Source organism: Enterococcus sp. R12 (genome assembly GCF_058135755.1).
Window position 1 is genome coordinate 2,769,131 of the sequence record NZ_CM176874.1, and the last position, 24,890, is coordinate 2,794,020.

Annotated in this window: 23 protein-coding genes; 7 read left to right on the top strand and 16 right to left on the bottom strand. The window is 40.2% G+C overall.

The features are described 5' to 3' along the window. Positions 1-2: 2 nt before the first annotated feature. The 5 genes from ACTW1R_RS12875 to ACTW1R_RS12895 all read right to left on the bottom strand — a co-directional run bounded on the left by ACTW1R_RS12875 (position 3) and on the right by ACTW1R_RS12895 (position 4,729). A complete protein-coding gene (locus ACTW1R_RS12875; protein WP_489927291.1) occupies positions 3-2,693 on the bottom strand; it encodes a pLS20_p028 family conjugation system transmembrane protein in 2,691 nt (896 codons plus the stop codon). Next, a complete protein-coding gene (locus ACTW1R_RS12880) occupies positions 2,680-2,898 on the bottom strand; it encodes a hypothetical protein (RefSeq protein WP_025481104.1) in 219 nt (72 codons plus the stop codon). Before ACTW1R_RS12880 ends, ACTW1R_RS12875 begins: the two co-directional genes overlap by 14 nt. A 75-nt stretch (positions 2,899-2,973) precedes the next feature. Then, positions 2,974-3,987 (bottom strand): replication initiator protein A, encoded by a 1,014-nt coding sequence (locus ACTW1R_RS12885; RefSeq protein WP_069314812.1) that lies wholly within the window; start codon positions 3,985-3,987, stop codon positions 2,974-2,976. A 203-nt stretch (positions 3,988-4,190) separates the two neighbouring features. Further along, positions 4,191-4,472, bottom strand: coding sequence for a helix-turn-helix domain-containing protein (locus ACTW1R_RS12890; protein WP_010729034.1), 282 nt, complete (start codon positions 4,470-4,472; stop codon positions 4,191-4,193). 50 nt (positions 4,473-4,522) lie between these two features. Further along, on the bottom strand, positions 4,523-4,729 hold the full coding sequence (locus tag ACTW1R_RS12895; protein WP_010729033.1) for a helix-turn-helix transcriptional regulator: 207 nt from the start codon (positions 4,727-4,729) through the stop codon (positions 4,523-4,525). Between the two features lie 156 nt (positions 4,730-4,885). Here ACTW1R_RS12895 and ACTW1R_RS12900 point away from each other — a divergent pair, with 156 nt between their 5' ends. Both ACTW1R_RS12900 and ACTW1R_RS12905 read left to right on the top strand, forming a co-directional pair. Next, positions 4,886-5,617: a helix-turn-helix domain-containing protein gene (locus ACTW1R_RS12900; RefSeq protein ID WP_010729032.1), complete on the top strand. Its 732-nt coding sequence runs from the start codon at positions 4,886-4,888 to the stop codon at positions 5,615-5,617. 53 nt (positions 5,618-5,670) lie between these two features. After that, positions 5,671-6,816, top strand: coding sequence for a site-specific integrase (locus tag ACTW1R_RS12905; protein WP_154694607.1), 1,146 nt, complete (start codon positions 5,671-5,673; stop codon positions 6,814-6,816). 84 nt (positions 6,817-6,900) lie between these two features. On the opposite strand, the gene ACTW1R_RS12910 is transcribed toward ACTW1R_RS12905, so the two are convergent. The 5 genes from ACTW1R_RS12910 to ACTW1R_RS12930 all read right to left on the bottom strand — a co-directional run bounded on the left by ACTW1R_RS12910 (position 6,901) and on the right by ACTW1R_RS12930 (position 9,865). Continuing rightward, entirely contained in the window at positions 6,901-7,218 is a 318-nt protein-coding gene (locus tag ACTW1R_RS12910) for a DUF1292 domain-containing protein (protein ID WP_005228559.1), read from the bottom strand. 22 nt (positions 7,219-7,240) lie between these two features. Next, entirely contained in the window at positions 7,241-7,672 is a 432-nt protein-coding gene (ruvX, locus tag ACTW1R_RS12915) for a Holliday junction resolvase RuvX (protein ID WP_005234242.1), read from the bottom strand. Continuing rightward, positions 7,672-7,938: an IreB family regulatory phosphoprotein gene (locus tag ACTW1R_RS12920; RefSeq protein WP_005228556.1), complete on the bottom strand. Its 267-nt coding sequence runs from the start codon at positions 7,936-7,938 to the stop codon at positions 7,672-7,674. The genes ruvX and ACTW1R_RS12920 overlap by 1 nt, the downstream gene beginning before the upstream one ends. 145 nt (positions 7,939-8,083) lie before the next feature. Further along, the gene (locus ACTW1R_RS12925; protein ID WP_005228555.1) at positions 8,084-8,914 is read right to left on the bottom strand and encodes a TIGR03943 family putative permease subunit; all 831 of its coding nucleotides are present in this window, start codon (positions 8,912-8,914) and stop codon (positions 8,084-8,086) included. A 3-nt stretch (positions 8,915-8,917) separates the two neighbouring features. Next, positions 8,918-9,865: a permease gene (locus ACTW1R_RS12930; RefSeq protein ID WP_271813981.1), complete on the bottom strand. Its 948-nt coding sequence runs from the start codon at positions 9,863-9,865 to the stop codon at positions 8,918-8,920. A gap of 265 nt (positions 9,866-10,130) precedes the next feature. On the opposite strand from ACTW1R_RS12930, the gene ACTW1R_RS12935 reads away from it, so the two are divergent. Further along, positions 10,131-10,448 (top strand): thioredoxin family protein, encoded by a 318-nt coding sequence (locus ACTW1R_RS12935; RefSeq protein ID WP_489927292.1) that lies wholly within the window; start codon positions 10,131-10,133, stop codon positions 10,446-10,448. Positions 10,449-10,541: 93 nt separating this feature from the next. Here ACTW1R_RS12935 and ACTW1R_RS12940 read toward each other — a convergent pair whose 3' ends face one another. Beyond that, positions 10,542-11,216 carry a redox-sensing transcriptional repressor Rex gene (locus tag ACTW1R_RS12940; RefSeq protein WP_005228549.1) on the bottom strand — a complete coding sequence of 225 codons (675 nt, stop codon included), beginning with the start codon at positions 11,214-11,216 and terminating at the stop codon, positions 10,542-10,544. Between the two features lie 217 nt (positions 11,217-11,433). On the opposite strand from ACTW1R_RS12940, the gene ACTW1R_RS12945 reads away from it, so the two are divergent. The 4 genes from ACTW1R_RS12945 to add all read left to right on the top strand — a co-directional run bounded on the left by ACTW1R_RS12945 (position 11,434) and on the right by add (position 16,611). Further along, a complete protein-coding gene (locus tag ACTW1R_RS12945; RefSeq protein WP_271813980.1) occupies positions 11,434-13,365 on the top strand; it encodes an ABC-F family ATP-binding cassette domain-containing protein in 1,932 nt (643 codons plus the stop codon). 100 nt (positions 13,366-13,465) lie between these two features. Then, positions 13,466-14,188 (top strand): C39 family peptidase, encoded by a 723-nt coding sequence (locus ACTW1R_RS12950; RefSeq protein WP_016608824.1) that lies wholly within the window; start codon positions 13,466-13,468, stop codon positions 14,186-14,188. A gap of 148 nt (positions 14,189-14,336) precedes the next feature. Next, positions 14,337-15,443 (top strand): alanine dehydrogenase, encoded by a 1,107-nt coding sequence (gene ald / locus ACTW1R_RS12955; RefSeq protein ID WP_081116086.1) that lies wholly within the window; start codon positions 14,337-14,339, stop codon positions 15,441-15,443. Between the two features lie 151 nt (positions 15,444-15,594). Then, positions 15,595-16,611: an adenosine deaminase gene (gene add, locus ACTW1R_RS12960; protein ID WP_195960848.1), complete on the top strand. Its 1,017-nt coding sequence runs from the start codon at positions 15,595-15,597 to the stop codon at positions 16,609-16,611. Positions 16,612-16,680: 69 nt separating this feature from the next. On the opposite strand, the gene ACTW1R_RS12965 is transcribed toward add, so the two are convergent. The 5 genes from ACTW1R_RS12965 to ACTW1R_RS12985 all read right to left on the bottom strand — a co-directional run bounded on the left by ACTW1R_RS12965 (position 16,681) and on the right by ACTW1R_RS12985 (position 24,878). Next, positions 16,681-17,448, bottom strand: coding sequence for a histidinol-phosphatase (locus tag ACTW1R_RS12965; protein ID WP_271813978.1), 768 nt, complete (start codon positions 17,446-17,448; stop codon positions 16,681-16,683). Positions 17,449-17,721: 273 nt separating this feature from the next. After that, on the bottom strand, positions 17,722-18,705 hold the full coding sequence (locus ACTW1R_RS12970; protein ID WP_230319087.1) for a LacI family DNA-binding transcriptional regulator: 984 nt from the start codon (positions 18,703-18,705) through the stop codon (positions 17,722-17,724). 285 nt (positions 18,706-18,990) lie between these two features. Continuing rightward, positions 18,991-19,830 (bottom strand): sugar phosphate isomerase/epimerase family protein, encoded by an 840-nt coding sequence (locus ACTW1R_RS12975; RefSeq protein WP_271813244.1) that lies wholly within the window; start codon positions 19,828-19,830, stop codon positions 18,991-18,993. Further along, on the bottom strand, positions 19,802-22,474 hold the full coding sequence (locus ACTW1R_RS12980; protein WP_271813242.1) for a beta-galactosidase: 2,673 nt from the start codon (positions 22,472-22,474) through the stop codon (positions 19,802-19,804). The genes ACTW1R_RS12975 and ACTW1R_RS12980 overlap by 29 nt, the downstream gene beginning before the upstream one ends. Positions 22,475-22,667: 193 nt before the next feature. Beyond that, on the bottom strand, positions 22,668-24,878 hold the full coding sequence (locus tag ACTW1R_RS12985; protein WP_271813240.1) for a helix-turn-helix transcriptional regulator: 2,211 nt from the start codon (positions 24,876-24,878) through the stop codon (positions 22,668-22,670). Positions 24,879-24,890 lie beyond the last annotated feature (12 nt).

A 24,890-nucleotide genomic window follows, 5' to 3' on the forward strand; every position in this document is an offset into this window, starting at 1 on the left:
CTTTATTTTTTAAGTAAACTATCGAAAAGTGGATTAGGATCATTAAGTGTATCTCTGAATAACTCGTTGTCTTCATAGGTAAACCTTCGTCTTGGTTTTGATCCCTTATCATTTTCACGGATTTCACTATCAATAATCACTGTTTCATGATTTGAATCAAATTTTTTCGCTGACTTTCTGTCTTCAACGATATTGATTTTTTGTGTTTTTTCTTTCATTTCTCCACTATCTTTTTGAACGTTCTCCCGAACATCTACTGTTTTGAATCCTTGACTACTTGTAGAACTTTGTACATTTTCTCGAACATCTACTGTTTTTGGTTGACTTGCACTGCTACTTTGCACTTTCTCTCGGACATCCACTGATTTAAAGCCTTGACTACTTGTAGAATTTTGTACATTTTCTCGAACATCTACTGTTTTTGGTTGACTTGTACTGCTACTTTGCAGAGTTTCTCGAACATCAATTGTCTTAGTACCTTGACCATTTGAAGAACTTTGTAAATTCTCTCTTACATCAACATTCCGTCCGACATGACCATTCAATGAACCTTGAATATTTTCTCGGACATCTACTGATCGGCCACCTTGACTACTTGTAGAATTTTGTAGATTTTCTTTGACCAATTTTTCTAATCCAGTATTTGAATTTTTAGCTTCTTGGATTCTTTCTTTGGTCAACGCTTCTTTTTCGTCCATATTAGCGCCTGTACGTCCTTCTACACGTCTCCTTAACATTTCCTCACGATTCATTGCTTCAGGCGTGTATTTCGCTTCCTGTCGCTTCTGATTAATTAATTCTTCAGCAGACTTAGCTTGACCGTGCATAGCATTTTTACGTTCTTCAATATCTTGTTGGACTTTTTGCTGAATTGCACTTACAGGATTATTATTCGATTCAGCATTATTTTTCATTGCTTCACGCATACGTTCAGAACTAGACATAATCCTATCGGCATTTTCAACCTTAGCACCATCTTTTCTATCCGAAAGACGTGTTGGCATGGAATCAGCATATTTTCCAGTTTCATCTTCTTTATTTTTAGCTAACATAGGTTTGCTATTTTTATTAATAGCGGACACTGTACCATCATCTAAACCTTCTTTGAACTTATTCTTAGTATCATTAGCTATATCACGCATACTTTTAAATGGTTTTGTTGCTCTTTCACTAGCTATTGTAGCTCCATCTGAAGCTAAACCTGATAATCCACGTTCATGGGCATATCCCAAAGCTCTTCCAGTTTTGCCAGCTTTTTTTGATAGAGTTTCGCCGAAATTCTTTTCTGGTTTTCGATCTTCTCCTTCTCCGCTGTCTGATCCATTTCCATTTCCGCTTCCTTTAGCACGATTAAATCCATTTGATCCTTTTCTAAACAGCATTGCGCCCATTCCAAAAGCAGAAGCAAGTTGCCCATAGCCTTCTTTGAGTCCAATATCAACACCAAAGTATCTCATGACTGTTCCACTGCCTTTGATTAAAACAAAAACGGCACAGATATAAGCAATTGTTTTTATAAAAATATTTGTTGAGATACCTTGTCCTGAGTTCAGAAAATTGATAAACATAGCAAACATGGATAGTCCAAATCCTTGAAAGCCTACAGTCAAATAGCACTGTAGAATATCTGATAGAACAACTTTTGAACGCTGTCCTGTTTCTAAGTCAGTAGCAAATACTAAAACTCCGAGTACACGTTTAAATGCTAACTCGAGTATTGCTGTAATTATAATGAAAGCACTAAAAACATACGCTACCGCTAAAGCAATCAATCCAACTGAAATTCCCCACAGGTTCGCTTGATAGCGATAATATCCTGATTTGATACCATCAACAAAGGTTGATAAAAAATTATCTGAAAATTTAGTAGCAACAAATTCATTATCAGAATTTTCAACTAATTCATAACGCAGGTTATCAGCTGTTGGGTTCTCTTTTTCCATTTTATCAATTACATTATCTGTCAATACTTGCGTAAGATCCGTTTTCCAGAAATTTTCTTTTGTTAGATTATTTCGGTCATTTGTTTTATCAATTGTCGAATATTGATCTGTCTTATTAATATAAGCTAAATCTGTCACTCCCTGCTCAATCAATGACCATGCTACACCGCCATCTTGATTATTGATACTAGTTGCGTCATTATAAAGAGTCTTTGCAAACATTATTCCTGAAAGTTTTTCTGTTGATCCAATCAAAGTCGGCATTAAAAGAATTAATGCTACAGACATCACTACGTTCATTCCAACCGATTTTAAATCCACTGTTCCTTTTCCAGTAATCATTTTGTAACCAACAAACATCAGTGAAAGTATCATTAAACCAATAACAACTGTACTTAAGACCGATTGATAAACTTTATTCATTCCCGTACTTTCAATAAAGCTAAACAAATCTAACACTTCGGGAATCATATTTTGAATACCATCTACAATTGCAAACATCGATTTTATAACAGACCACCCTATCCACAATCCAAACTGACTGTAAAAATTTCCGTTATATTTTTTTAAATACGATTGATAGACAGGATTATTCAAAAATTCAGTTTGACTTTCCGTGTCATCAAACCAATTGAAAATGCTTGCTTGGACAACATTACCGGTGAAAACAACGATAAACATTAAAACAAGTATGCTCAAAGCTAACCAGTGTATTTTTCTACTGGCAATCTTTTCTTTAACTATTTTCATTATTACCTCCCTCAGCCCATTTTCTGAGACTCTCAGAGAGCTTCTGAGCTGTTTTTCTGTCAATTATGATATGAGTTACACAATTGTCATTTTCAGATCTTAAATCGAGAACTATAGTGTTGAAGCAAATAGTCTCGATTAATTCGAGATTATCTGTATTTTGATCTAGACACCAAACTTGATCTATTAAACGATTTTCAATCAAAATAACCCCTCCTATATTCAAAGTTCTCAAATGAAGCGGAGATACCCCTCCACTTCATTTGACTCAATTCTATTCTTATTGCTTATCTATTCCTTCACTGATTTGCAATTCAATTAGTTCTAACGCTTTATTTTTTAGAGAAGCAAAGATATAATCGTCTTTTTGTTTGATACGGTGATCTGTTTTTGCTCTTCGTATCAAGTCACGTAAAGTCATTGATAGCTGTTCTCTAACATAATCTACAAAATACTTGTTATTACAGATTTCATAGATAATTTTCAGTTGAATTTTTTGTTCTTTTTCAGCAGATTTAATCGCATATTTGAATTTTTTATACCAGTCATAAAATTGACTGTAATCGTTATTACCCACTAATTTCAGACAGTTTACAATATTATCCCCCCATACCTGATAAAGCCATTCTTTTTCAATTAATGATTCAATTAATATTTCATCTAATTTTTTATTTTCAACTGAAAGTGAATCAATAAAGTCAGCATTTTGAGATTCTTTAAAATCTTTAAAATCTTTAGAAGAATGATTAAGTTCTTGTAAAAATTTTTCACCTGGAAGCGGGAATGACTTATCACCATCGAATGTTGATTTGTCGGAAGGTGTATTTTTTTCACTTGGACTGTAATGTTGATTTGTCGGAAGGTGTAAATTTTCCTCAATGCACTTTTTTTTGTAGAAATCTCCTTCGCTGAATTCTGGTTTCAATAAATAATAAAAATTTGGATTATTCTTCCCAGTTTTTTTGTTAAATCCATTTTTTTTAATCGTAATTAATTTATATTCTTCTAGCTCTCTCAAAGCGCTTATTACCGTTTTCTTTGTTAAACAAGATTTTTCAGCTATTTTTTCTATAGCAAAAATCAAAAAAATTCTTCCTTTGCTGTCAACTTTTGAATTCTCTAAAGAATATTCATTTTGTTTTTTCAAATACATATAAACTTTTTTTGTACTTTGTTTCATCTTCTTATATTTTTTATGTTTATCTAAAAAAATCGGATACTTCAAGTATTTTTCAGCATATACGTCATCTTTTGAGTATGCATACTGAGCAATTAATTTATCTATTTCTTCCATTTATTCCTCTTCTTTCTAATAAATGTTAAAATGTAGTCAAATAAAGTTTTCTTAGAACTTTATTGTCGAGTGTTTCCTGTGGTCGCCAAACTGTCGGGAACACTCCTTTTAATTTTTTTCAAAGTATTTTTATATTTTCTATACTTCATCATTATTCAAACAAACACTTCCTTTTTTCTATCAAAAGCACGCCACGCAACTTTTTATACTTCATATTCTTTGATAAACCTTGCTAATTCTTCTTTTCTAATAAATTGACAATCTCCGATTATGCTTACTTTTAAACCTTTCTCTCTGATAAATTTTTTTAATGTACTTCTGCTACAGCTTAAATACTTACAAGCTTCTCCCAATCTAAAAACTTCTTTGCTTAGAGATGTTTCAATTCGAACTTGATCTACTGCTTCTTTTGCAACTCGATAGAAATATCTTCGCAATTCTTGATCTAAATCCGATGGCAGAATAACTTGAATCTCAGATTTCATTTTCTTTGCCCCCACTAATTTGACTACATGTATTCAAATTCAACTTTTCGTCACTTTTCATTAAAAAAAATTTGATCAATTGTGATATTTTCAATTCCTTTTTCTTTCACAAGATACTTCAAAATAATCATTTCTTCTGGAGAATAGTTTGTTTTACCGCTTTCTTTGTTTCTTACCGCTTGTACTGAAATGCCATATTTTTCAGCAAGTTCAGATTGTGATAATCCACAAAACTTTCTAAAATCTTTAGGCTTCATGACTCCTCCTTCTTTTCAACTTTTCGTCACTAAAAGAATAACATATATTTATTCATACCGCAACGTAAAATTCAACTTTTATCTACTTTTTCATTTCATTATATGAGAATGTAGTGTAAACTGTAGAATAGAATAGATGAAGGTGGTGAAACCATTTTGTTTGATAAAAACATTAATCCTGAAATTGGAAAACGAATACAAGAAATACGTGTTTCTTTAGGGTATACTCTTGAAGAATTTGGCGAAAATCTGACACCTCCCGCAAGCAAAAGCAATGTTTCTAGATGGGAAAAAGGAAAGAACATACCCAACAAAGCGCGGCTACTAAGTATTGCTAAACTTGGTGGTGTTTCTACTGAATATCTACTGACAGGTAATTCTCAAAAAACTAAGAAATATATCAAGTATTTATTCAATGAGATTTTTTTTGACAACGGTACCTTCCATAACAAATTCAAAGATTTCGGTAAAGACAGAGATAGGCTTGGTCTATATGACTTATTTTTAGCAGTATCGAAAACATATAGTCTAGATAAATCACCTTCTTTAAAAGATAACTTTGTAGAAATGATTATAGATGATGTATATAAAAAACTCTTGCAAACTGATAAATCAGATGACCAACTCATCCTGGGTTTCATATATATTTGTCTTGATGAAAAACTTTCAAACAGACAGAAAAGTCTTAAAAGTATCAATTATGAGGTATTCAATTATTTAGGTGTTGCATTTGGTTTAATTGATAGCGAAATCAAATCTACAAACGCAGGTAACGATGAAGATTTATTAAATTATTTAAAAGAATTAACATCTTTTATTGATGAAATAAAAACAACTACATTCAACAAAAAAAAATATTTTCAAAATCAATATGATATAGAAGAATAAAGATTACATTTTCCTATCAAAAGCACGCCACGCAACTGATAGGAGGAAAAACAATGGCAACAATTAAACAATATGAAAAGAAAGACGGAACCAAAGCTTGGATGTTTCAAACATACCTTGGAATCAGCCCGCTAACTGGTAAAGAAGTCCGTACTACACGTAGAAATTTTAAAACAAAAAAAGAAGCTCAAATAGAGCTTAATAGACTACTTGTAGACTTTGAAGAGAATGGACTTAAAAGGGAAACGAACGAAACTTTCCAAGAAGTGTATGATCTCTGGTATGAAAGCTATAAAACTACTGTAAAAGAAGTCACTCAATTAAAAATTGAGATCAAGTTTAATAAATGGATTCTTCCAAAATATGGGCAGTTTAGAATTAAAGAAATTACTACAAAACATGTTCAGAAGATATTGAATCAGTGGGCTAAAACAACAGATCAATATAAAGTCCTACATTCTACCGTAAGCCGTATTTTCAAATACGCAATGACTCTAGGGCTGATCACTAAAAATCCCTGTGAGCTCGTAATCATGCCCAACAGAAATGTTGAAAAAAAGAAGGATACTGTCAAAATTTATTCACGAGATCAATTAGAAACCTTATTTCAATATTTGGAATCCAAAAGAAGTACGTATAGGGCAGAGTACGATAAAACTTTACTGCGCTTTCTATTTTTTAGTGGCTGTCGAATCAGTGAGGCTTTAGCCTTAGACTGGTCAGATATTGACTTTGAATCAAACACCGTCACTATAAACAAAACCTTAAGCCAAACAAAATATGGGTACAAAATTTCAAGTCCAAAAACGAGAAATAGCTATGGTTCCCTATCTTTAGACAATAAAACCATTAATTGGCTAAAGAAATGGCAAATCAATCAAAAAAGATATATGTTAACCCTCGGGATTACTGATCCAACAATGATTTTTTGTGGAATCTACAAAGAAATCATTACTAAACACGCTATCTATTCTCGTATGATCACAATCTGCAAGAATTCTGGTATTCCATTTCTAGGTAACCATGTAACCAGACACACTCATGCTAGTATGCTGTTAGAGTCGGGAGTCTCCATGAAGGAAGTTCAAGAACGCCTTAGACACTCATCAATCAAATTAACAATGGATACCTATGCTCATCTAACTAAAGAAACCAAAGAAAAAACCGTTGAAAAGCTTGCAGAGCACCTAAATTTCTAGCGGAACGTATTCAATCCCGTATTCAATTCAAAACAAAAAAAAGCTGAACCCTTATCTACCAAGGGTTCAGCTATCATTTACAGCTTATTCTTCTTCTTCCGCCATGAATGTGTTGAAGACTTCTTCAATCATATCCCATTCTGCTTCTGTTTCGATCTGTTCTAATTCACCTTCAGAACCGTCTTCGTTTTCAATATAAGCGTACGCTTGTAATTCAACGTCTTCTTCTTCTGGTACGCCTGCTGGATAAAGCAAGACGTAGTTGCGGCCGAATTCTTCCGTACCGTCAACCGTTAATAGAATTTCGTATAAGGTTTCATTTCCTTGATCATCGATTAAAGTAATGTGTTCATGTCCTTCATGATCGTGATCGTGGTTATGATCGTGTGTATGTTCTGACATTTATTTTCCTCTTTTCTGTAAATTAAAACAGCTGTTTCCCAGCACCATCTAAATAATTCTGCAAAATCATGACTGCTGCTAATTTATCAATCACTTTTTTTCGTTTGGCACGCGATGTATTCGCCTGTTCTACCAGCATTCGTTCTGCTTGAACGGTCGTCAGACGTTCGTCTTGGTAAACGACCGGCAAACCGAATTGCTGTTCGATCGCTGCGCCGTAAGCCATAGAAGCTTCCGCTCTAGGTCCGATCGTATTATTCATATTTTTAGGTAGTCCTACCACAAAACGTGAGACTTCATATTCTTTCACCAATTCAGCAAGTCGATCATAACCGAAATTGCCTTCATCTTCATTGATGCGAATGATCTCGATCCCTTGTGCTGTCCAGCCCATTGGGTCACTGACCGCCACGCCGACTGTCCGCGAACCAACATCCAATCCCATGATTCTCATTATAGGTTGATCCCGTGATTGCCTAAATAATAACGGATCAGAACTTCCATGATCTCATCCCGTTCGTGACGACGAATCAAATTCCGGGCATCCCGATAACGAGGAATGTAAGCCGGGTCGCCAGAAAGGAGATAACCGACGATTTGATTGATCGGATTGTATCCTTTTTCCTCTAATGCTCGGTAGACGATAGCTAATGTTTCGCTGACTTCTTTTTTACGGCTATCATCAAAATCAAAGCGAACTGTTTCATCTGTAAAACCCATTTCACGACACCTCTCTTTTGTATAGATTTTAGCATATGTTCCTACTATATTGTACTAAACGTTTGATAAAACTACAAACATATGCTTAGATTTTCTCCATTATAACAAAGGTTTATGATGTTTTTATGAACTTTCTTAAAAAAAGCTAGAAAGCGCGATAGACATACTGGTTTTCTGGTGCTTCAATCGTCTTCTCTTGGTCTGCTACCACCATCGGCAAGTCCCGTTTGAAGGGTTGATAGTATTTCGATTGGATCGTCCCTTCCACGTGGAGCCACTGGTTATTTTCTGCCGTTGTTTGTTGCGGTAATTCCACTCGCAAGCCAAAAACGCCTGAATCAGCCACACAATGGATAATGCCAAAACGAAACAAAAAGATTTCATTGGCATCATCTTGATCTGCATGGTACACAAATCCATCATAGGTGATTTTCTTGCCAATAAATTCGCTCGGGTACGTATAGATCAACTCCATGACTTCCAAGTAATTTTCTTCCGTTACCGCAATCGTCTCATCTTTGGCGTAACGTGCCAACGCTGCATCCATCTGAGTGTCATAATCTTCTTTGTTAAAATAAAGACTTGTATCGGGTTTCAGATATTGGGTCGTCATTTCTGGATCCCCCACAGATTCTTCACTTAGGGGGAAATTAAACCCTTTTGCTTCAACGATCGTCGTATCCAAACTAACGGTGGGGAAAAAGAGACCCACGATGATCGGTAAGGCTAATAGAAAATACGCAATCACTCGTTGGTGTTTTTTCTCTAATCCATGCTGGTGCTCATCGTCATGATGATGCTCAGGTTCTTGTTTGACCCAAAAATACAGCTGGACCAAAGCCAATAATAAAGAAATGATCATGGATAAAATAGCGAGATAGCGATAATGAATGTTGATAAACTGATTGAGTTTGCCTGTCACTTGCAAATACATCATCAATTCAAAATAGCCTGATAAGATCAAAAAACGAACCATTCTTTACACCACCCATGCATAAATTGAAACGACGATTGCGACTAAACCAACTAAAGAAGCGATAAAACGCCCCGAAAAGTACCGCTTCATCATCAACAGGTTTTTAATATCTACCATTGGACCAAAAACCAGGAAACCGACGACTGGTCCCGTGCCGAATAAACTCAACAACGAAGAGCCGATAAAGGCATCTGCTTCGGAACATAGGGATAACGTTAATGCTAACAGCAGCATGACGAAGACCGCTAACAGCTTCGTGGAGCCTAATGTCAGCATCAAGCCAGTTGGCAGATAGGTCTGCATCGCTGAGGCGATCAACGCACCAACGATCAAATAACGCCCAGTATCGAAAAACTCATCCAAACTATGCTGCAGCAAATGACGAATCTGCCGAAGGAGCGGATGACTGCTCTTTTCCGTTTGATGGTGGGCGTGATCATGCCCCTGATGGTGTGGGTGAGCTGCCTGCTCATTCCCGCCACTTAATTGATTGGCAAGCCGTGTTTTTAAGATCTCTTGTTTGTTAAAATACGCCAGCCAGATCCCCACGACCATTGCGACCAATAAGCTGCCCAGTACACGCAAAAAGGCGAACTTCGCGGAATTTCCAAAGGCAATGAATGTAGAAAAAATCACGATAGGATTGATGATCGGTGCAGTCAGCATAAAGGCAAACGCCGTATACACTGGCACCTCTTTTTTTACGAACTGATTAACGATCGGTACGATCCCACATTCGCAGGAAGGAAAAAAGACCCCCAGACCACAACCAACTGTGATCGATGCCAATTTGTTTTTTGGTAAGAGTCTTGTGACTCTTTCTGGCGTCAAGAAGACTTGTAAGGCACCTGAGATCAAGCAGCCCAATAGGACAAACGGCAAGGCTTCAATGACGATAGATAAAAAAATAACACTCATTTGCAGGACAGAATTCGGTAATGCCTGAAACATAACTTTAACCTTCTTTATCAATAAATTCGAAACGCTGGAATTACTATACGTTTTTTCCTTTTTTTATACAACGTTTTTTTTAAAGCAGCCTATTTTTTTAATCGTTGCTTTAGATTTCCCTTATCTTTGAATCCTTCTTATTCACCTAAGCGATCAGCTGCTAGCAGATATTTTGACTTTTCCTCAAGAACAGCGTACATTTTCCATGGAGGAATGACTTATGCAAAAAAATCAACCGATCCAAGAGTAGCTCGCCCAACAACCGTTGGCACTACTCTATCTCTCTCAACCGAATTGCAGTATTTGTGTTGCAGACAAACCACGCATCCAAAAACTGGCACAAACCCAGCAACTCCCCCTATTTACCATCAACACGCTGGCAGAGCCAGAAGCAGCCAGTTTATTTTCGGTCTTGACGGTTCCCGTCGTCCTCTTGTTCGCGAATGGGAAAGAAGTGCATCGTGAAGCCCGCATCATCGATTTCACACGTTTGACTCAACAAATCTTGCGATATCAAGAAGCGCTCACAAGCGTTGAAGAGCAAGATTCCTACGAATCACTTTTTGACCAGTTAGACGAGTAAGATCAGTGGTGAAAAAGCAAAAAACAGCTGTCAGATCCTTGTATATACTACGATCTGGCAGCTGTTTTGCTGATTCCTATTTATGTGATGCGATTATTCGCTTAGTGATGGTTCTTCTACTGGTTCTTCATGGGACAAGACGTTGCCTGAATGCAAGAAATAAATCAATGTTTGCAATTCATTGGTTAAGTCAACGTTTTGAATCAGCACGCCTTTTGGTGCAGTGATCCGTGCAGGTGTAAAGTTCAAGATTCCTTTAATGCCAGCTTTCACAAGCTCGTTCACTAAATCTTGTGAATGTTGTGCGGGAACCGTCAAAATAGCCACATCGATCTGCTGGATCTTCACTTGTTCCTTCATGTCATCCATTGGATAGACCGGCACACCATCTACGATTCGACCAACTAGATCTTCGTTGACATCAAATGCGGCACTGATCCGAATGCTGTTGCTTTGGTGAAATTTGTATTTCAACAAGGCGCTCCCCAAGTTTCCGACACCGACTAAAGCTACATTCGTCATGTGGTCTTCGTTCAATGTCTTCGCAAAGAACTGCATCAAGCTTTCAACGTCATAGCCATAGCCGCGTTTTCCTAATTCACCAAAGTAGGAAAAGTCGCGGCGGATCGTCGCACTATCAACTTGAACAGCTTCACTTAGTTCGGTCGAAGAAACTTTTAATTTGCCAGCTTGGTGCAAAATACGCAAGTAACGATAATATAAAGGCAATCGCTTCGCTGTTGCCTTTGGAATTTGATGATCTTTCAAAGAATACTCCCCCATTGTGAAAAATTCACTTGTGATGAAGCTATCATAACAAATACATTGTTCAAAAATCAATTTGAATGCTCATAATTTGAAATATAAATTTTATAATGGTAAAATCAAACTTTTTCCCAATCGCCGTTTCCCTTAAAATATGATAGACTTGTAGTATTGTAACCTTGATACAGACAAGTTTCTTAAAGATAGGAATGACATACACATGATTTTATTACAAGCCAACCAAATCGCCCGTCTTTTCGGAGCCGAGGTTTTATTTGAAAATATCCAATTAGAGATTGCCAGCAATTCCCGAATCGCGCTTGTTGGGCGCAACGGTGCTGGTAAATCAACGCTACTGAAAATTATTGCTGGACTCGAAAGTCCTGATAAAGGAACGATCGCTAAAAATAAGACCGCTACGATGGGCTACTTAGCTCAAGATACCGGACTTGATAGTCAGGCCACCGTATGGGAAGAAATGCTGGGCGCTTTTGCAACGGTTCGGCAGATGGAGCAGCGCATGCGTACCTTAGAGATCGCCATCTCCGAAGCAGATCCTGCTGCTGACTCTGGCAATCTCCTGAAAGAATACGACCAATTGCAGCATGAATTTGCAGAAAAAAATGGCTATGGCTATGAAAATGAGATTCGCTCCGTCTTGCACGGTTTTCAGTTTGATCCTTCTTTTTACACGCAAGCCATCAATACCCTTTCTGGTGGTCAAAAAACCCGCTTGGCACTAGCAAAAATGCTGCTGCAAAAACCTGATATCTTGATCCTCGATGAACCGACCAACCATTTAGACATCGAAACGTTATCTTGGTTGGAAAACTATCTGCAAGGATATGCCGGTGCGTTGCTGATCGTTTCCCATGACCGTTACTTCCTAGACAAAGTCGTCAACGAAGTCTACGAACTGAGTCGTCAAAAAATGCGCCACTACAAAGGCAATTACAGCCGCTATTTGACCCTGAAAGCGGAGCAGTTGCAAAGTGAATGGAAAGCCTTTGAAAAGCAGCAAGAAGAAATCAATAAACTGGAAGACTTTGTTGCCCGCAACCTTGTCCGTGCGTCTACCACCAAACGCGCGCAAAGCCGCCGTAAGCAATTAGAGAAAATGGACCGGCTGGATCGCCCGCAAGGAGATGAAAAATCCGCCCACTTCCTTTTTTCTATTGAAAAGCCTTCAGGAAATGTTGTGATGCAAGTAGAAAATGCCGCTATCGGTTATTCTGAAGAAGAAGTCTTATCGGCGCCCATCGACTTAGATGTTCGGCGCAAAGATGCGATCGCTTTAGTAGGACCGAATGGGATCGGCAAATCAACCTTACTGAAATCGCTGATTCATAAAATCCCCTTTATTCAAGGAAAGGTGCATTTTGGCGCCAATGTCTCAATCGGGTACTATGACCAAACTCAATCCGATCTGCATTCAACCAAAACGATCCTCCATGAGCTTTGGGATGACCACAGCACCACACCTGAAGTCGAGATTCGCAATATATTAGGCAGCTTCTTATTTTCTGGAGAAGATGTTGAAAAGCCGATCACGCTATTAAGCGGTGGCGAAAAAGCCCGTGTCGCTTTGGCAAAGTTAGCCATGGACCATGACAATTTCTTGATTTTGGATGAGCCAACCAACCATTTAGACATCGACAGCAAAGAAGTCTTAGAAAATGCGCTGATCGATTATGAAGGCACTTTGTTCTTCGTATCTCACGACCGCTACTTTATCAATCGAATCGCCACCAAGGTCGTGGAACTGTCTGAAAACGGCAGCAAGCTCTATCTCGGCGATTACGATTATTATTTAGAAAAGAAACAAGAAGAAGCTGAGATCGCAGCGATGTTGGAAGCAAAAACAACCGAAACCACCCTCTCAGCGGGCAAGCAAAACTTTGTCCAAAGCAAGGAACAGCAAAAAGCCGTTAGAACCTTACAGCGAAAAGTCACCCAAATCGAAGAAGAACTTGCCGCAATAGAAGAAACGATCCAACAACTGGAACAAGACATGACCGCACCAGATGCGTTGAATGATCATGTCAAATTGACCGTGTTGAATCAAGCATTAGAACAAGCCCGCACTGAACAAGAAGCTCTACTAGAAGCATGGGAAAATACTAGCTTAGAACTAGAAGCATTTGACAATTGATCGAGGAATCGGTCTGTAGGCCGATGACAAGCGCCCCCTCCTTTGTTTTACTTAAAAGAACAGGATGAATACGTACGATTCGTAAAACAAGGAGGGAAAAATGCAAAAACAGACAGATGTTTATCGAAAGCGTCGGCCAATGGTTGTTTTGGCAGGATTGGTGTTGATTTGGATTGGGTTCAATCGAATCTCTCATCACGTGTTGTACGGAGAGTTGTCCGAACACGTGCACACCGTCGTTGCCTATGATGAGAGTTATGACGACGAATATGTTTATTCTCAGGCTATCTTTAGTGATGACATCAATGCTTATTTATGGGAAATGGACATCACGACACCGATTTTCTTGCAGACGAACGAAGATTGGGCCGATAGATCCTATGGCAATGACGGCAGCCAAACCTTAGCAGAAAACGGCTGTGCGATTGCTTCTCTTGCGATGGTTCAATCCTATCTTGAAGGCTATCCCATTTCGCCACTAGAAGTCCTCGATTGGGCAGGAGATCATTATTACGTTGACGGCCAAGGAACGGACTGGCGGATTTTTTCTGACTTTGCCGATGCAAACGGCTACAACTATTATGATCTTGGCACAGATCTAGCCAGTGTTGAAGCTTACTTGCAACAAAATCATCCCGTCATCGTTTCTGTGACTCCAGGGGAATTTACAGATGGCGGCCATATTATGGTCTTAGGTGGAATGATGGACGATCAAGTGTTTGTCTTAGATCCCAATGATGATCCAGAAAAATCCCATTACGCTATCTATTACACACTAGATGAAATCGCTAATCAAAGCTTACGCTTTTGGACCTTCAGCTGATTGATCAAAAAAAGTCCCCGTTCGGGGCTTTTTTCTTTGTCGTCCCGAAAGCAGCAACTGGATCTTACTTTTTTAATAAAAAAACCATTCTTTCTCCCCTTAGGAATCCGCTTTCTATTATAATGGAAGAAAGAAAGGTGTGAAGTCTATGAAAATCGGTATCCCAAAAGAAATCAAGAACAATGAAAATCGTGTGGCATTGCCGCCCTCGGGAGTCTATGAGTTAGTCCAAGACGGACACGAAGTCTTCGTTGAACAAGGCGCTGGTGCAGGATCAACCTTTTCTGATCAAGCGTACCAGGAAGTCGGCGCTACGATTACTACCGTTGAAGAGGTTTGGGCCTCTGAATTGGTTATGAAAGTCAAAGAACCTTTACCAGAAGAATACCCCTTTTTGCATGAGGGACTGGTTTTATTCACCTATTTCCACGTAGCCGCCAATCAACAGCTTGCTCAAGCGTTGATCGACAGCAAAGTGATCGCTGTTGCTTATGAAAACGTCCAGCTGGCGAACGGCACCCTGCCTCTGCTATCGCCTATGAGTGAGATCGCTGGAAGAATGTCTGTTCAAATCGGCGCACAATTTCTCGAAAAAATATATGGCGGAAAAGGGATCCTGCTTTCAGGTGTTCCCGGCGTCCGTCAAGGTCGGGTAACGATCATTGGTGGTGGCGTTGCCGGTGAGAATGCCGCGAGAGTCGCCGTAGGTCTAGGCGCACAAGTGACGATTTTAGACGTTTCGATCCCACGCTTACAAGAGTTGGATCGACAATTTTCTGGTCAAGTCCAAACCTTGTATTCCAATCGCTTGAATATCGAACGAACGATCCAATCCGCAGACTTGGTGGTAGGAGCCGTCTTATTGCCAGGACAAAAAGCTCCGTGCTTAGTGACCCGCGACATGGTGAAACAGATGCCTGAAAAATCCGTGATCGTCGATATTGCCATTGACCAAGGCGGAATTTTTGAGACCGAAGACAAAGTCACTACCCACGACGAGCCAACCTATATCCGGGAAGAAGTTATTCACTATGCAGTCGCGAATATGCCAGGTGCTGTGCCGCAAACGGCAACCATCGCATTGAGCATTGCCACCTTACCGTATGCCCAGCAGCTAGCCAACGATCCTTTAGCAGCGTTGCGAGAAAATCAGGCACTTGCCAAAGGGGTCATCGCCTATGAGGGCGCATTTACTTCAAAAGAAGCCGCTCACGATCTGTCATTGCCTTTTACCGATCTATCGGAATTGATTTGAACCACTCTCCCACAATAAAAACAGCAGCCGCACAAGTAATTCGCGGCTGCTGTTTTGCTTTCTATGAGAATTTCCTTTTTTGGGTAGCATGGGCTTTGGAAGTATGCTATATTCATACTTAAAAAAATTCGACCTAGACAGGAGGAACACTGTGCTTACTCAACAACAAATCCAAGCATTTCCCAAAGTAGAACTTCACTGCCACCTCGACGGTTCCATTCGTCCAGAAACATTGATCGCCATCGCCAATCAGCAAGAACTACCGATCGAGCAAGACATAGAAGCTGTGAAAGCACAGATGCAAGCCCCCAAAGATTGTCATGACCTGAGGGATTATCTTCGCTGCTTTGATTTCGTTCGGCCGTATTTGCAAACACAAGAAGCGTTAGCAGCTGCCGCCTATGATGTGATGGAACAAGCCGCTCAAGATGGGGTCGCTTATATTGAGATCCGCTTTGCTCCCAGCTTATCGATGGACAAAGGACTCACTTGCAGCCAGACCATCCAAGCCGTGATCGAAGGCATCGCACGAGCAGAAGAACGCTACCCGATCAAAGGCAATGTTTTGGTCATTGGGATGCGTCAAGAAGACCTACCAGCTATTACGGCGATTTTTGATGAAGCGATCGCTCTTACCGATGAAAAAGTCGTCGGCATTGATCTGGCAGGTCCAGAAGAAGACGGGTACGTCCCTGATTTAGCTGCCAGCTATCAAGTGTTCCTCAAGAACCAAAGTGTCCAGCTGACCTTACATGCAGGCGAATGCGGCTGTGTGCAAAACATTTATCAAGCCATCGAAAGCGGTGCGCAGCGGATTGGCCACGGCATCGCCTTAAAAGGAGATCCTACTGCTCAAGCGTTTGTTCGAGAACAAAATCGCTGTATCGAAGGCTGCCCTACCAGCAATGTTCATACGCGTGCGATTCCCACATACTCGGCATACCCATTAAGAGAATGGCTGGAGGCCAAGGTCCCTTTTTGTTTGAACACCGATAACCGAACGGTCTCAAACACGACATTGACCAATGAATACCTGCAAATGGCTCATCATTGCGACATGTCCGAATCAGAGATGCGCTTCTTAAACGAAACTGCCGCTCAGCATTCCTTTGCGGAAGCTGCCGACAAAGCGGTACTCTTGAAAAAAATTCAAGAATGGCAATTCTAATAAACATGGACGCTAGTGATCCCCACTGGCGTCCATGTTTTATTTCCAAAACGATCAACTTTTTTTCCTTCACGCAAAGAAGAGCCGATCGATCCGTGCTAACCCCAAAGCATCGATTTCTAAAAGAGCTCTTTCGTAAATTTCTGTATTCGTTAAAGCCGCACTCTCGTGGGCATCGATCCCAATAATACAAGAGCAGCCGACTTCCTTGGCGATCTTCCAAAATTCAGGATGCGGATAGCCACCGTTCGTATAGCCTGCCAAATTATACTCCAACGGCAGTTGATACTCTTTGGCTTTTTCACATAGGCGGTAGGCAACTTCTTCACAATGAGAATCGAAGGTTTTATAGCCCCGCATGAACACATCTGGGTGTGCCATATAAGCAAAAATTTCTGATTCAATTCCCTGTAAAGAAACACGGAGATAATCTTTGATCGCTTTTACCGAATCCCCGGGTGTGTGGTCGTAATAGTGATTGCTTTCGATTTCAGGAAAGTGATTACCAAAAATCAAATAGTCGATCGACAGCCTTTCTTTCTCTGCAACTAACCAAAGGATCATTGTTTCAAAATATTCACACTCTAATCCTAATTTCACATCGATTTGTCCTTGGTACTTTTCCTGTAAGCTTCTCATCGATGAAACGTAATCTTCCAATTGCGCAACATCCATCCGCATGGGGGAGACATACCCATCCTCAAAGGGCCAGGGACAATGATCAGCGAAGCCAATTTCCTTAAAGCCAGCTTGGATGGCTTTGATCACATAGTCTTCATCAGAATCCCGTGCATGTTTGCATCGAGTTGTGTGGGTATGATAGTTTGCTTTCCACATGGTTAATCACTCCTTCTTATTACATTTAGGTTAATTTGTTTTTGTGATCGCATTTTAGGTACACTCTTCTTGAGGCGTTATCCTTCAAACCGTTCGTTATTTTACAAAATATTTTGTAAGCGGAACCATTTTTTTCGAAAAATAGTACTAGCTATCAACACCTATCACTTAGCAACTTCCTCATTCTGGATTTATTCCAGTCCATTTCATTATAGAATTGCGGCTATCCCAAGACAATCAAAAGAAAGCTGCAATCGGTTGCTTCTTTTCCCATCACTTCCATTGAGTCGTTTCTCTTGGGACAAATGAATTTTTCAAGAGAACGTGTCTTGGTGCGGTTTTGTCTCCTTGTACCTCTTGAAAAAGTAGCTGGGTCGTCCAATCCACCATCTCCTCTAATGGTCGTGCGATGGACGAAAGCAAAGGGCTAGTACAAAGACAAACATTGGTGTTTTCATAACCAATCACTTGAATCGCTTCACCAACCTTTTTATCCAGTGAATGAAGGGAACGTAAAGCACAGGCTGCCAAAAAATCGCTTGCCGCAAAAATGCCATCGATAGAAGGCCATTGACGAAAAAGTTGATCAAAGGAAGTTTGCGTGACATTTACAAAATCGAGTATGACCTCGTGAACATAGATCTCTGGGTATTGGTCCATCACTTGATAAAAACCAGCTGATTTTTCTTGAACGGAATGTAATGTCTTTGGTCCATTAATGAAGAGGATCTCGCGACAACAATTTTGGATTAAGATCTGTGCTGCCAACTGTCCACCTGAGGTATTATCCGCAGAAACGGAGGATACTTCATCGCTAAGGACTCTACCCACACTCACTAGAGGTAATTTGAGAACCTTTTGCAACAACGGACCTTGCGTACAAAGGTTGGTACATAAAATTACCCCATCAATATTATTTGCGAGAAACAAGTTCAAAAAATAGGTTTCTCTTTCAGGATTCCCTTGTGTGGTACCGATCATCAAACTATAGCCTTTCTCAATCAGTTGCGACTCGATTCGGGTAATAAATTGATTATAAAAATCATTTTTCAAATCATAAATCAGCAAGCCGATCATCTTTGAGGAATTGTAATAAAAGGACCGTGCTAATTCATTTGGTACATAATCAAGTGCTTGAATTGCTTCTAGCACAATCTGCTTTGTTTCTTCATTGACATATTTTCTGTTATTGATCACTCGTGAGACGGTGGTCACAGATACATTGGCAAGTTTTGCCACGTCTTGCATGTTTGCCATTGGTTCCTCCTTTCTCTCTTTTACATGTCTCGTAAATATTAAATCCTTTTCCATTTGATCCATTATCCGAATGCAACAATCCAAAACGCTTCTTTTTATTCTATAATAACAAATTTTATCTCGTATTTTTTATTTTTATGAAAATAAAAAAGTTGTTTAGATGAAATTTCATCATAAACAACTTTTCTATGCTAGATAAAATTTGCATTCAATGCCAGCGTTTTTTAAGAAAACAAGAAAACTACTCCCGTGTTCTCTTACACAATCATCTACACAAACCCCCAGCTAATTTTTTAGATCTAAGCCTTCAATCAACGCCACCGCACGATCGATCCCAACATCTTTTGTTTCTTCTAGCACCACGTAACAGTATGGCTTGTGGTTGATCAAAAGCTGTAAAATTTCTGGATACCGTATTTGTCCTTCGCCTAATGGGACAGGGATCACTTCTTCTCCCGAGAGTTGAAAATCCTTTAGGTGCAAGCAGACGATTTTCTCTCCGAAAAGAGTAAATGCTTCTTCTACCAATGCGACTTGATCAGCAGCCGTTTTTGCGGTGATCAAATTCGTTGGATCGTAAATGATCCCTAAATAATCAGAAGGAACACGTTCAATCAGCTCGGCGATGCGCTGATTCGAATACAGCGGATGATTCAGTCCGGCTTCGATCCCTACCATGATTTGATATTTTTCTCCCACTCGAACGAGTCGCTGGATCACATGGATCAAGTCTTCAAAAACCTCATCTGAAAAATTCTCTTCACTATATCCCAGTGCGGCAATGACTGAGCCTGTTTCTGAAGCCACCATGCTGGCACCAAAATAACGGGCATGGAATAAATAGCGCTCAAATTTCTGTAAGATTTTTTCTCGTTCCTCTGGTTCGGGATGAATCAAGTTACTATAACAACTTAACAAAGCGATTTGAACGCCTTGTTCTTGGAATTCATTCTTGAAGAAGGTCCCCATACCTGGATTCATCTTTTCAGGAGCACTTAGATCTGGAAAAGACGCATTCAAGGCAAACTGAACGTTTTTTATTTTCTTTGCACCTACCGCTTGTGCTAACTGCTTTGGTGTATATTCTCCTGAAAGGTCATGCCCTCGGATGGCTAAATGAATCATCTGACTCCTCGCTTTCTACTGTTTTTTCCCATTCAATAATCAAATTTTCATAAGGTTCTAGCCTATGGTTACCCCGCGCCAGCGCTTCACCTGATAAGCGTTCGAAACCGGGTAGATGTAAGGTAAAATCAGCTGTCGTCAGCCCTAAGTTACTGATCCAGAGTTGGACATGGGTCGCTGACTCTCGGCGATACTTCATCACACCTTCCGAACATTTGATCAACTGGCGCTCTGATTCATAAGGGAAAAGTTCTTTGCGACAAAACGACTGCCATATCAAACTGTCTGGTAAATTGCTAGGTAGCGCACCTAAATAGATGATCTCTCCTTGAGCCAGTTGTTTCTTAGCTAGTAGCGTTTGGTCATTCCCTCGTCCGATCGTTTCCCAATCTTCTGGGCAGTGAAAAACTGTGACCAAATGATCCAAAGGTTCTTTTAGGCCGTCATAGGTTAGCTGATAAGTCAGTCCTTTCACCGTAAACTGCTGGATTTGGTCAAACCCGAGCCATTCTCCTAAACGATCTAAGCCATTCGTCGCTGGCCACGCCAGCTCTTTGGTCCGATCCCCCGTCATCGGGCCTAAAATCAGCTTGCCTCCTGCTTCGGTAAAGGCGGCAAATTTTTTCAGTAAGGTAGGACTGATCCAACGAACAAATGGGGCAAGAACAACATCATACTCTTCTAACGGACTATTTTCTTGAATGATTTCTACACGAATCCCTTGGCGAATCAGACTGCCGTAAAATTCGGTAAACAGGCTGCGATAATTATAAACACCCCCATGATCGATCGTGTAAAAGCGTTTCGAGTAGTCCGAGTAGATGATGGCTATTTTTGCCGATACATACTTCGTTTCCGCTAAAAGTGGTGCGATCTGTTGTCTTAGTTCACCAATCCGAACTACCTCTTCATACCCACGATCTGGCTCTCCCCAAGCAGTTAACACGGCGCTATGGGGTTGCTCCACACCATAGCGATGTCCACGAAAATGCCAAAAGCAGAAGGATTTCAAATTACCAGCATAGCCAATGAACGCTTCACTTGTGACAAACCCATGAGGACGAGGTGCCGCATAATTTTCAATATGACCTGCATTGGCAGTACAAGTTTCTAACAATAACATTTCCTTGTTGCGCGGTTTGACATTCCGCCAACGATCCAAGTTCATCGTATACGCTGGATAGTTGTCTGCCGGTGCATACGTATCAAAACCAGCAATATCTAAATCAGCAAATAGCTCATCATTTTGCAAGTTAAACCCAAAAGCGGAGTTATGGGTAATGGGTAACGCGGTCTCCATTCGGATAAAATGACAAAGATCATGCGCAAACTCATTCAACGTATCGGTGGTAAAACGGCGAAAGGCATTCATCAAGGAAGAATTATGCAAAAATGGGGTCGTTAGCGGCAAGACGACATCCTCAAATGCGTCATACCACTCACTCCACACCTTCGTTCCCCAACACTCATTGAGGTTAGTCACGGATTGATAGCTGTCTTTTAAATACGTATGCCAACGCGTTTGGCACGTCGTACAATAACATAGATCGACATGACATTTAAACTCATTGTCCAATTGCAACATAACGACATTTTCATGTTTTTCGGCAATCTCAGCGATTTTTCTCGTTAACCGATAAGCATAACGGCGAAAGTCCTCGTTGTTTGTACAGACATGCTGTCTTGAGCCGTGATGCATCTTCGTTCCATCTTGGTTAGTGACCAATGCTTCTGGGTACTGTTTTGTAAACCAGCGGGGTGGGGTCGGCGTTGGAATACATAAGCAAACATCGATGCCATTTGCTTGGTACTGTTCTAGCGCACGTTCCAACAACGAAAAATCATATTCTCCAGGTTGAGGCTCCAAGTCACGCCACATGAATTCCCCAATTCTAGCAAAATTCATGCCTAACGTTTTCATCGTGTGACTATCACTTTGCATGATTTCTTCCGACCAGACTTCTGGATACATGCAGGCGCCGTAATAAATATCAGGAAACAGTGGTTGCTCATGGAAAAACGCCTGTAGACGAATCGCTACATAGCGAGCGATCATATGCGCCCCGAGCTTTGAAAAGTGGGTATCATCTGCAAGACCTGCAGGATAATTGGGGTGCTCATTCGGTGCTAACCAAACAAAGAGTGCTTTGGAAGCTTCTAGTCCTAATGTGTCATAATAATGATAGGTATAGCGATTTAAATCAAACAAAACCACTTCTTCCGTTCGACTAAGTTCTCTTAAGACAGGTAAAAATGCTGACAACGTATGCGCCAATCGTCCCTCTTCTCCTACCCGCCGTTCAACAGGTGTACACAGGATCGGGATTCCTGCTTTTTCTTTGATTTGACGGATCATGTCTGTCAAATGAGCAATGTACGCCTCCATCGTGACATGATTTTTCTCTTTTTGGTCATTATGTCCAAATTGCAGTAGGACGACTGTATTCGGTTCGACTTCTTGCAGGAGTTGCTCAAACAACCCTTCTTCGATAAACGAACGAGTCGTACTGCCGTTTTTTGCAAAATTGCGTACGTTTACTTCTGGGGGTAGATAGCTTGGTAAGGCTTGTCCCCAGCCCATCATTGGCTGTTGATCAAGGGGATAATCCGCCACGGTTGAATCTCCGCCTAGAACGATTTTCATTTCTTTTCTTCCTCCATCTATTTACTATCAGATTTCCAACAGCGTTGACAAGTCCGCTGGTTTTCTTGCTGAACTTAAGCTGCATTAGAAATCGCTTTCTTTTCTATTATACAAAACATTGGCTGACGAAAACATGGAAAAATCAGAGCAAAAGCTGCGAAAATACGAGCTTTTCCGCAGCAACCAACAGTGATCAGCTCTGACCTTTTCGATATTGTCCTGGGGTCATTCCCGTGCACTTTTTAAATAAACGATTGAAGTAACTGGGATTATACCCAAGGTTTTCTGCGATTTCATTGATTTGATGATCGGTTTCTAGCAACTGCCGTTTCGCTTCTACGATGCGAACATTGGTTAAATAATCAATAAAGTTGACCTGCTTGGCACGCTTGAACTCCTTACTCAAAAAGATTGGGTCTACTTCGAAACGATCCGCAACATATTCTAACGAAATTTGTTCATTGCGAAAATCAGATTGGATGTACTCCGCTACTTTTTGGATCATTTCACTATAAGAATTAGCGACATTTTCTTGCCAGAGGATGGAAACGGGCTTTAAGAAATGATGGTACAAAAAGGCTTGGATTTGATTGATGTCCAAAAGTCGTTCGATTCGCTCTAACACAACCGTTTTCGATACATAATCCGTTCGTGAGACACCATTTTCATTTAAAAGGTAATCGACTTGATCGTACAGTCGATTGACCACATAGATCACCGCAGCCTGTTGATTGTTTTCTGCCACGACCTGTTCCAAAAACCGCTGGACACTTCGTTGCAATTCTTCATGATAGCCACTTTTCAGCGCTGTTAAAATCAAATTTTCTTGCGAAAGAGAATACTTCGGCAGCGGGCGCATTTTCTCTCCTTGAAGCACTTGATTTTCGGGAATCAACCGTTGCAGATGGATTTGCTTTTTGAGACGTTGGGCAACTTCAGGCAACTTGCGAATCTCAATTTCTTGTTGCGAACTAACGATGGTGACATAACGGCAGACGATCAAATTGATTTGCTTGGTGACCATCGTGAAGTAATCTGCCAGTTGCTGCTCTTGATTGACCACAAAAACCGAAATCCGCCCTTCATTTGACGAAACGATGGTTGATTCTGGGAAAAACATGGCTGTGACATCCGTTATAATGTTTTCTAGCGCAAACAAAATGTGGGTTTCATCTTGTGAATTTGCTTGATTGCTTAATAGATCATTGAGTTGGTAATAAAACAGGCGATACCCTTGTTCACTTAAGCGCCAGTTTTTTTGCTGCAGTAATTGTTGCGATTCTTCCTCTGACAAATAGCCATAATACCCTTCCATCAAATGTTGGATCACTTGCCGCTTCAGCGAATCTTGAAAGCGTTCCGCCTGATTTTGTAGCAATCCTTTTTCCCGACTTAATTGTTGCCAACGGTCCACCAAAAACTCCAGATCGTTTTCTTTTTTCCATTGGGTATTACCAAAGAGCTGATCCATCGTTTTTTCAAAAGGTTGGTATTGTTTTTTTGCCAAAAAGAGACTCATGACTGCCACACAAGCAATAAAAAGAATGCTTACGACGATCAGCACTCTAGCCAAATGAGTGACTGGCTCGGTAATCAAAGCTAAGGGAACGACGGTATAAAACGTCCATATTTGGTTGAGTCGCGTACTGTTTACGGCGATCATGCTATAATCATTGCCATTGATCGATTCGACCCAGGTTCCTTGATGCTCCTCACTCAGCGGTTGGATAACATTCGCTAAGTTCTGATCGCCAATAAAACGAAAACTCTCATGATTAAAGGAAATCGCTGCGAGTCCATTTTCAATTTGGGTATCATAAAAATACTTTAACAATGATTGCTCGTCGATCGTTGCAACTAAAAAAATTTTAGGCTGATCTTCGCCTTGGCTATCAATGTTTTGTACAAAAATCAATTCATCCTCTTCTTCAATGATCTTCCACTGATACTGCCTACCATTATCGATCCGATAGCGTTCAAATGCTGTTTTGGTTTGCTCGAGCGTTAATTCATACGTGCCGCCACTTTCAATTCCAAAGGGCGCCTCTCCAAGCGAATAAATACCGATTCGATTGACATAATTGGAGCTATTGGTTAAGTAAAACAATTCTTCTGACAGCTGGATCAACGTCTGATAATTCGTCGTTTCCAATAAATCTTCTTGGTAACGCCTTTGAAACGATTGCCCCCAAACGCTTAAAGTCACTTCCAGCTGCGAGAACTGTTGGTTGATGTTACTAACGATTCCTTCGACTTGGCGATTGTTTAGTTCTTGATACGATCGTTGTAATGGTCCGATCAAATAGGCATGCAAAAAGATTGCAACGGCTAATAGCGGTACGACGATCCATAGACTGGCTAGCTGCAGTTTTCGATGAAAACCGCCTGTTTTAAAGTACTTCATTCCCAAACACCC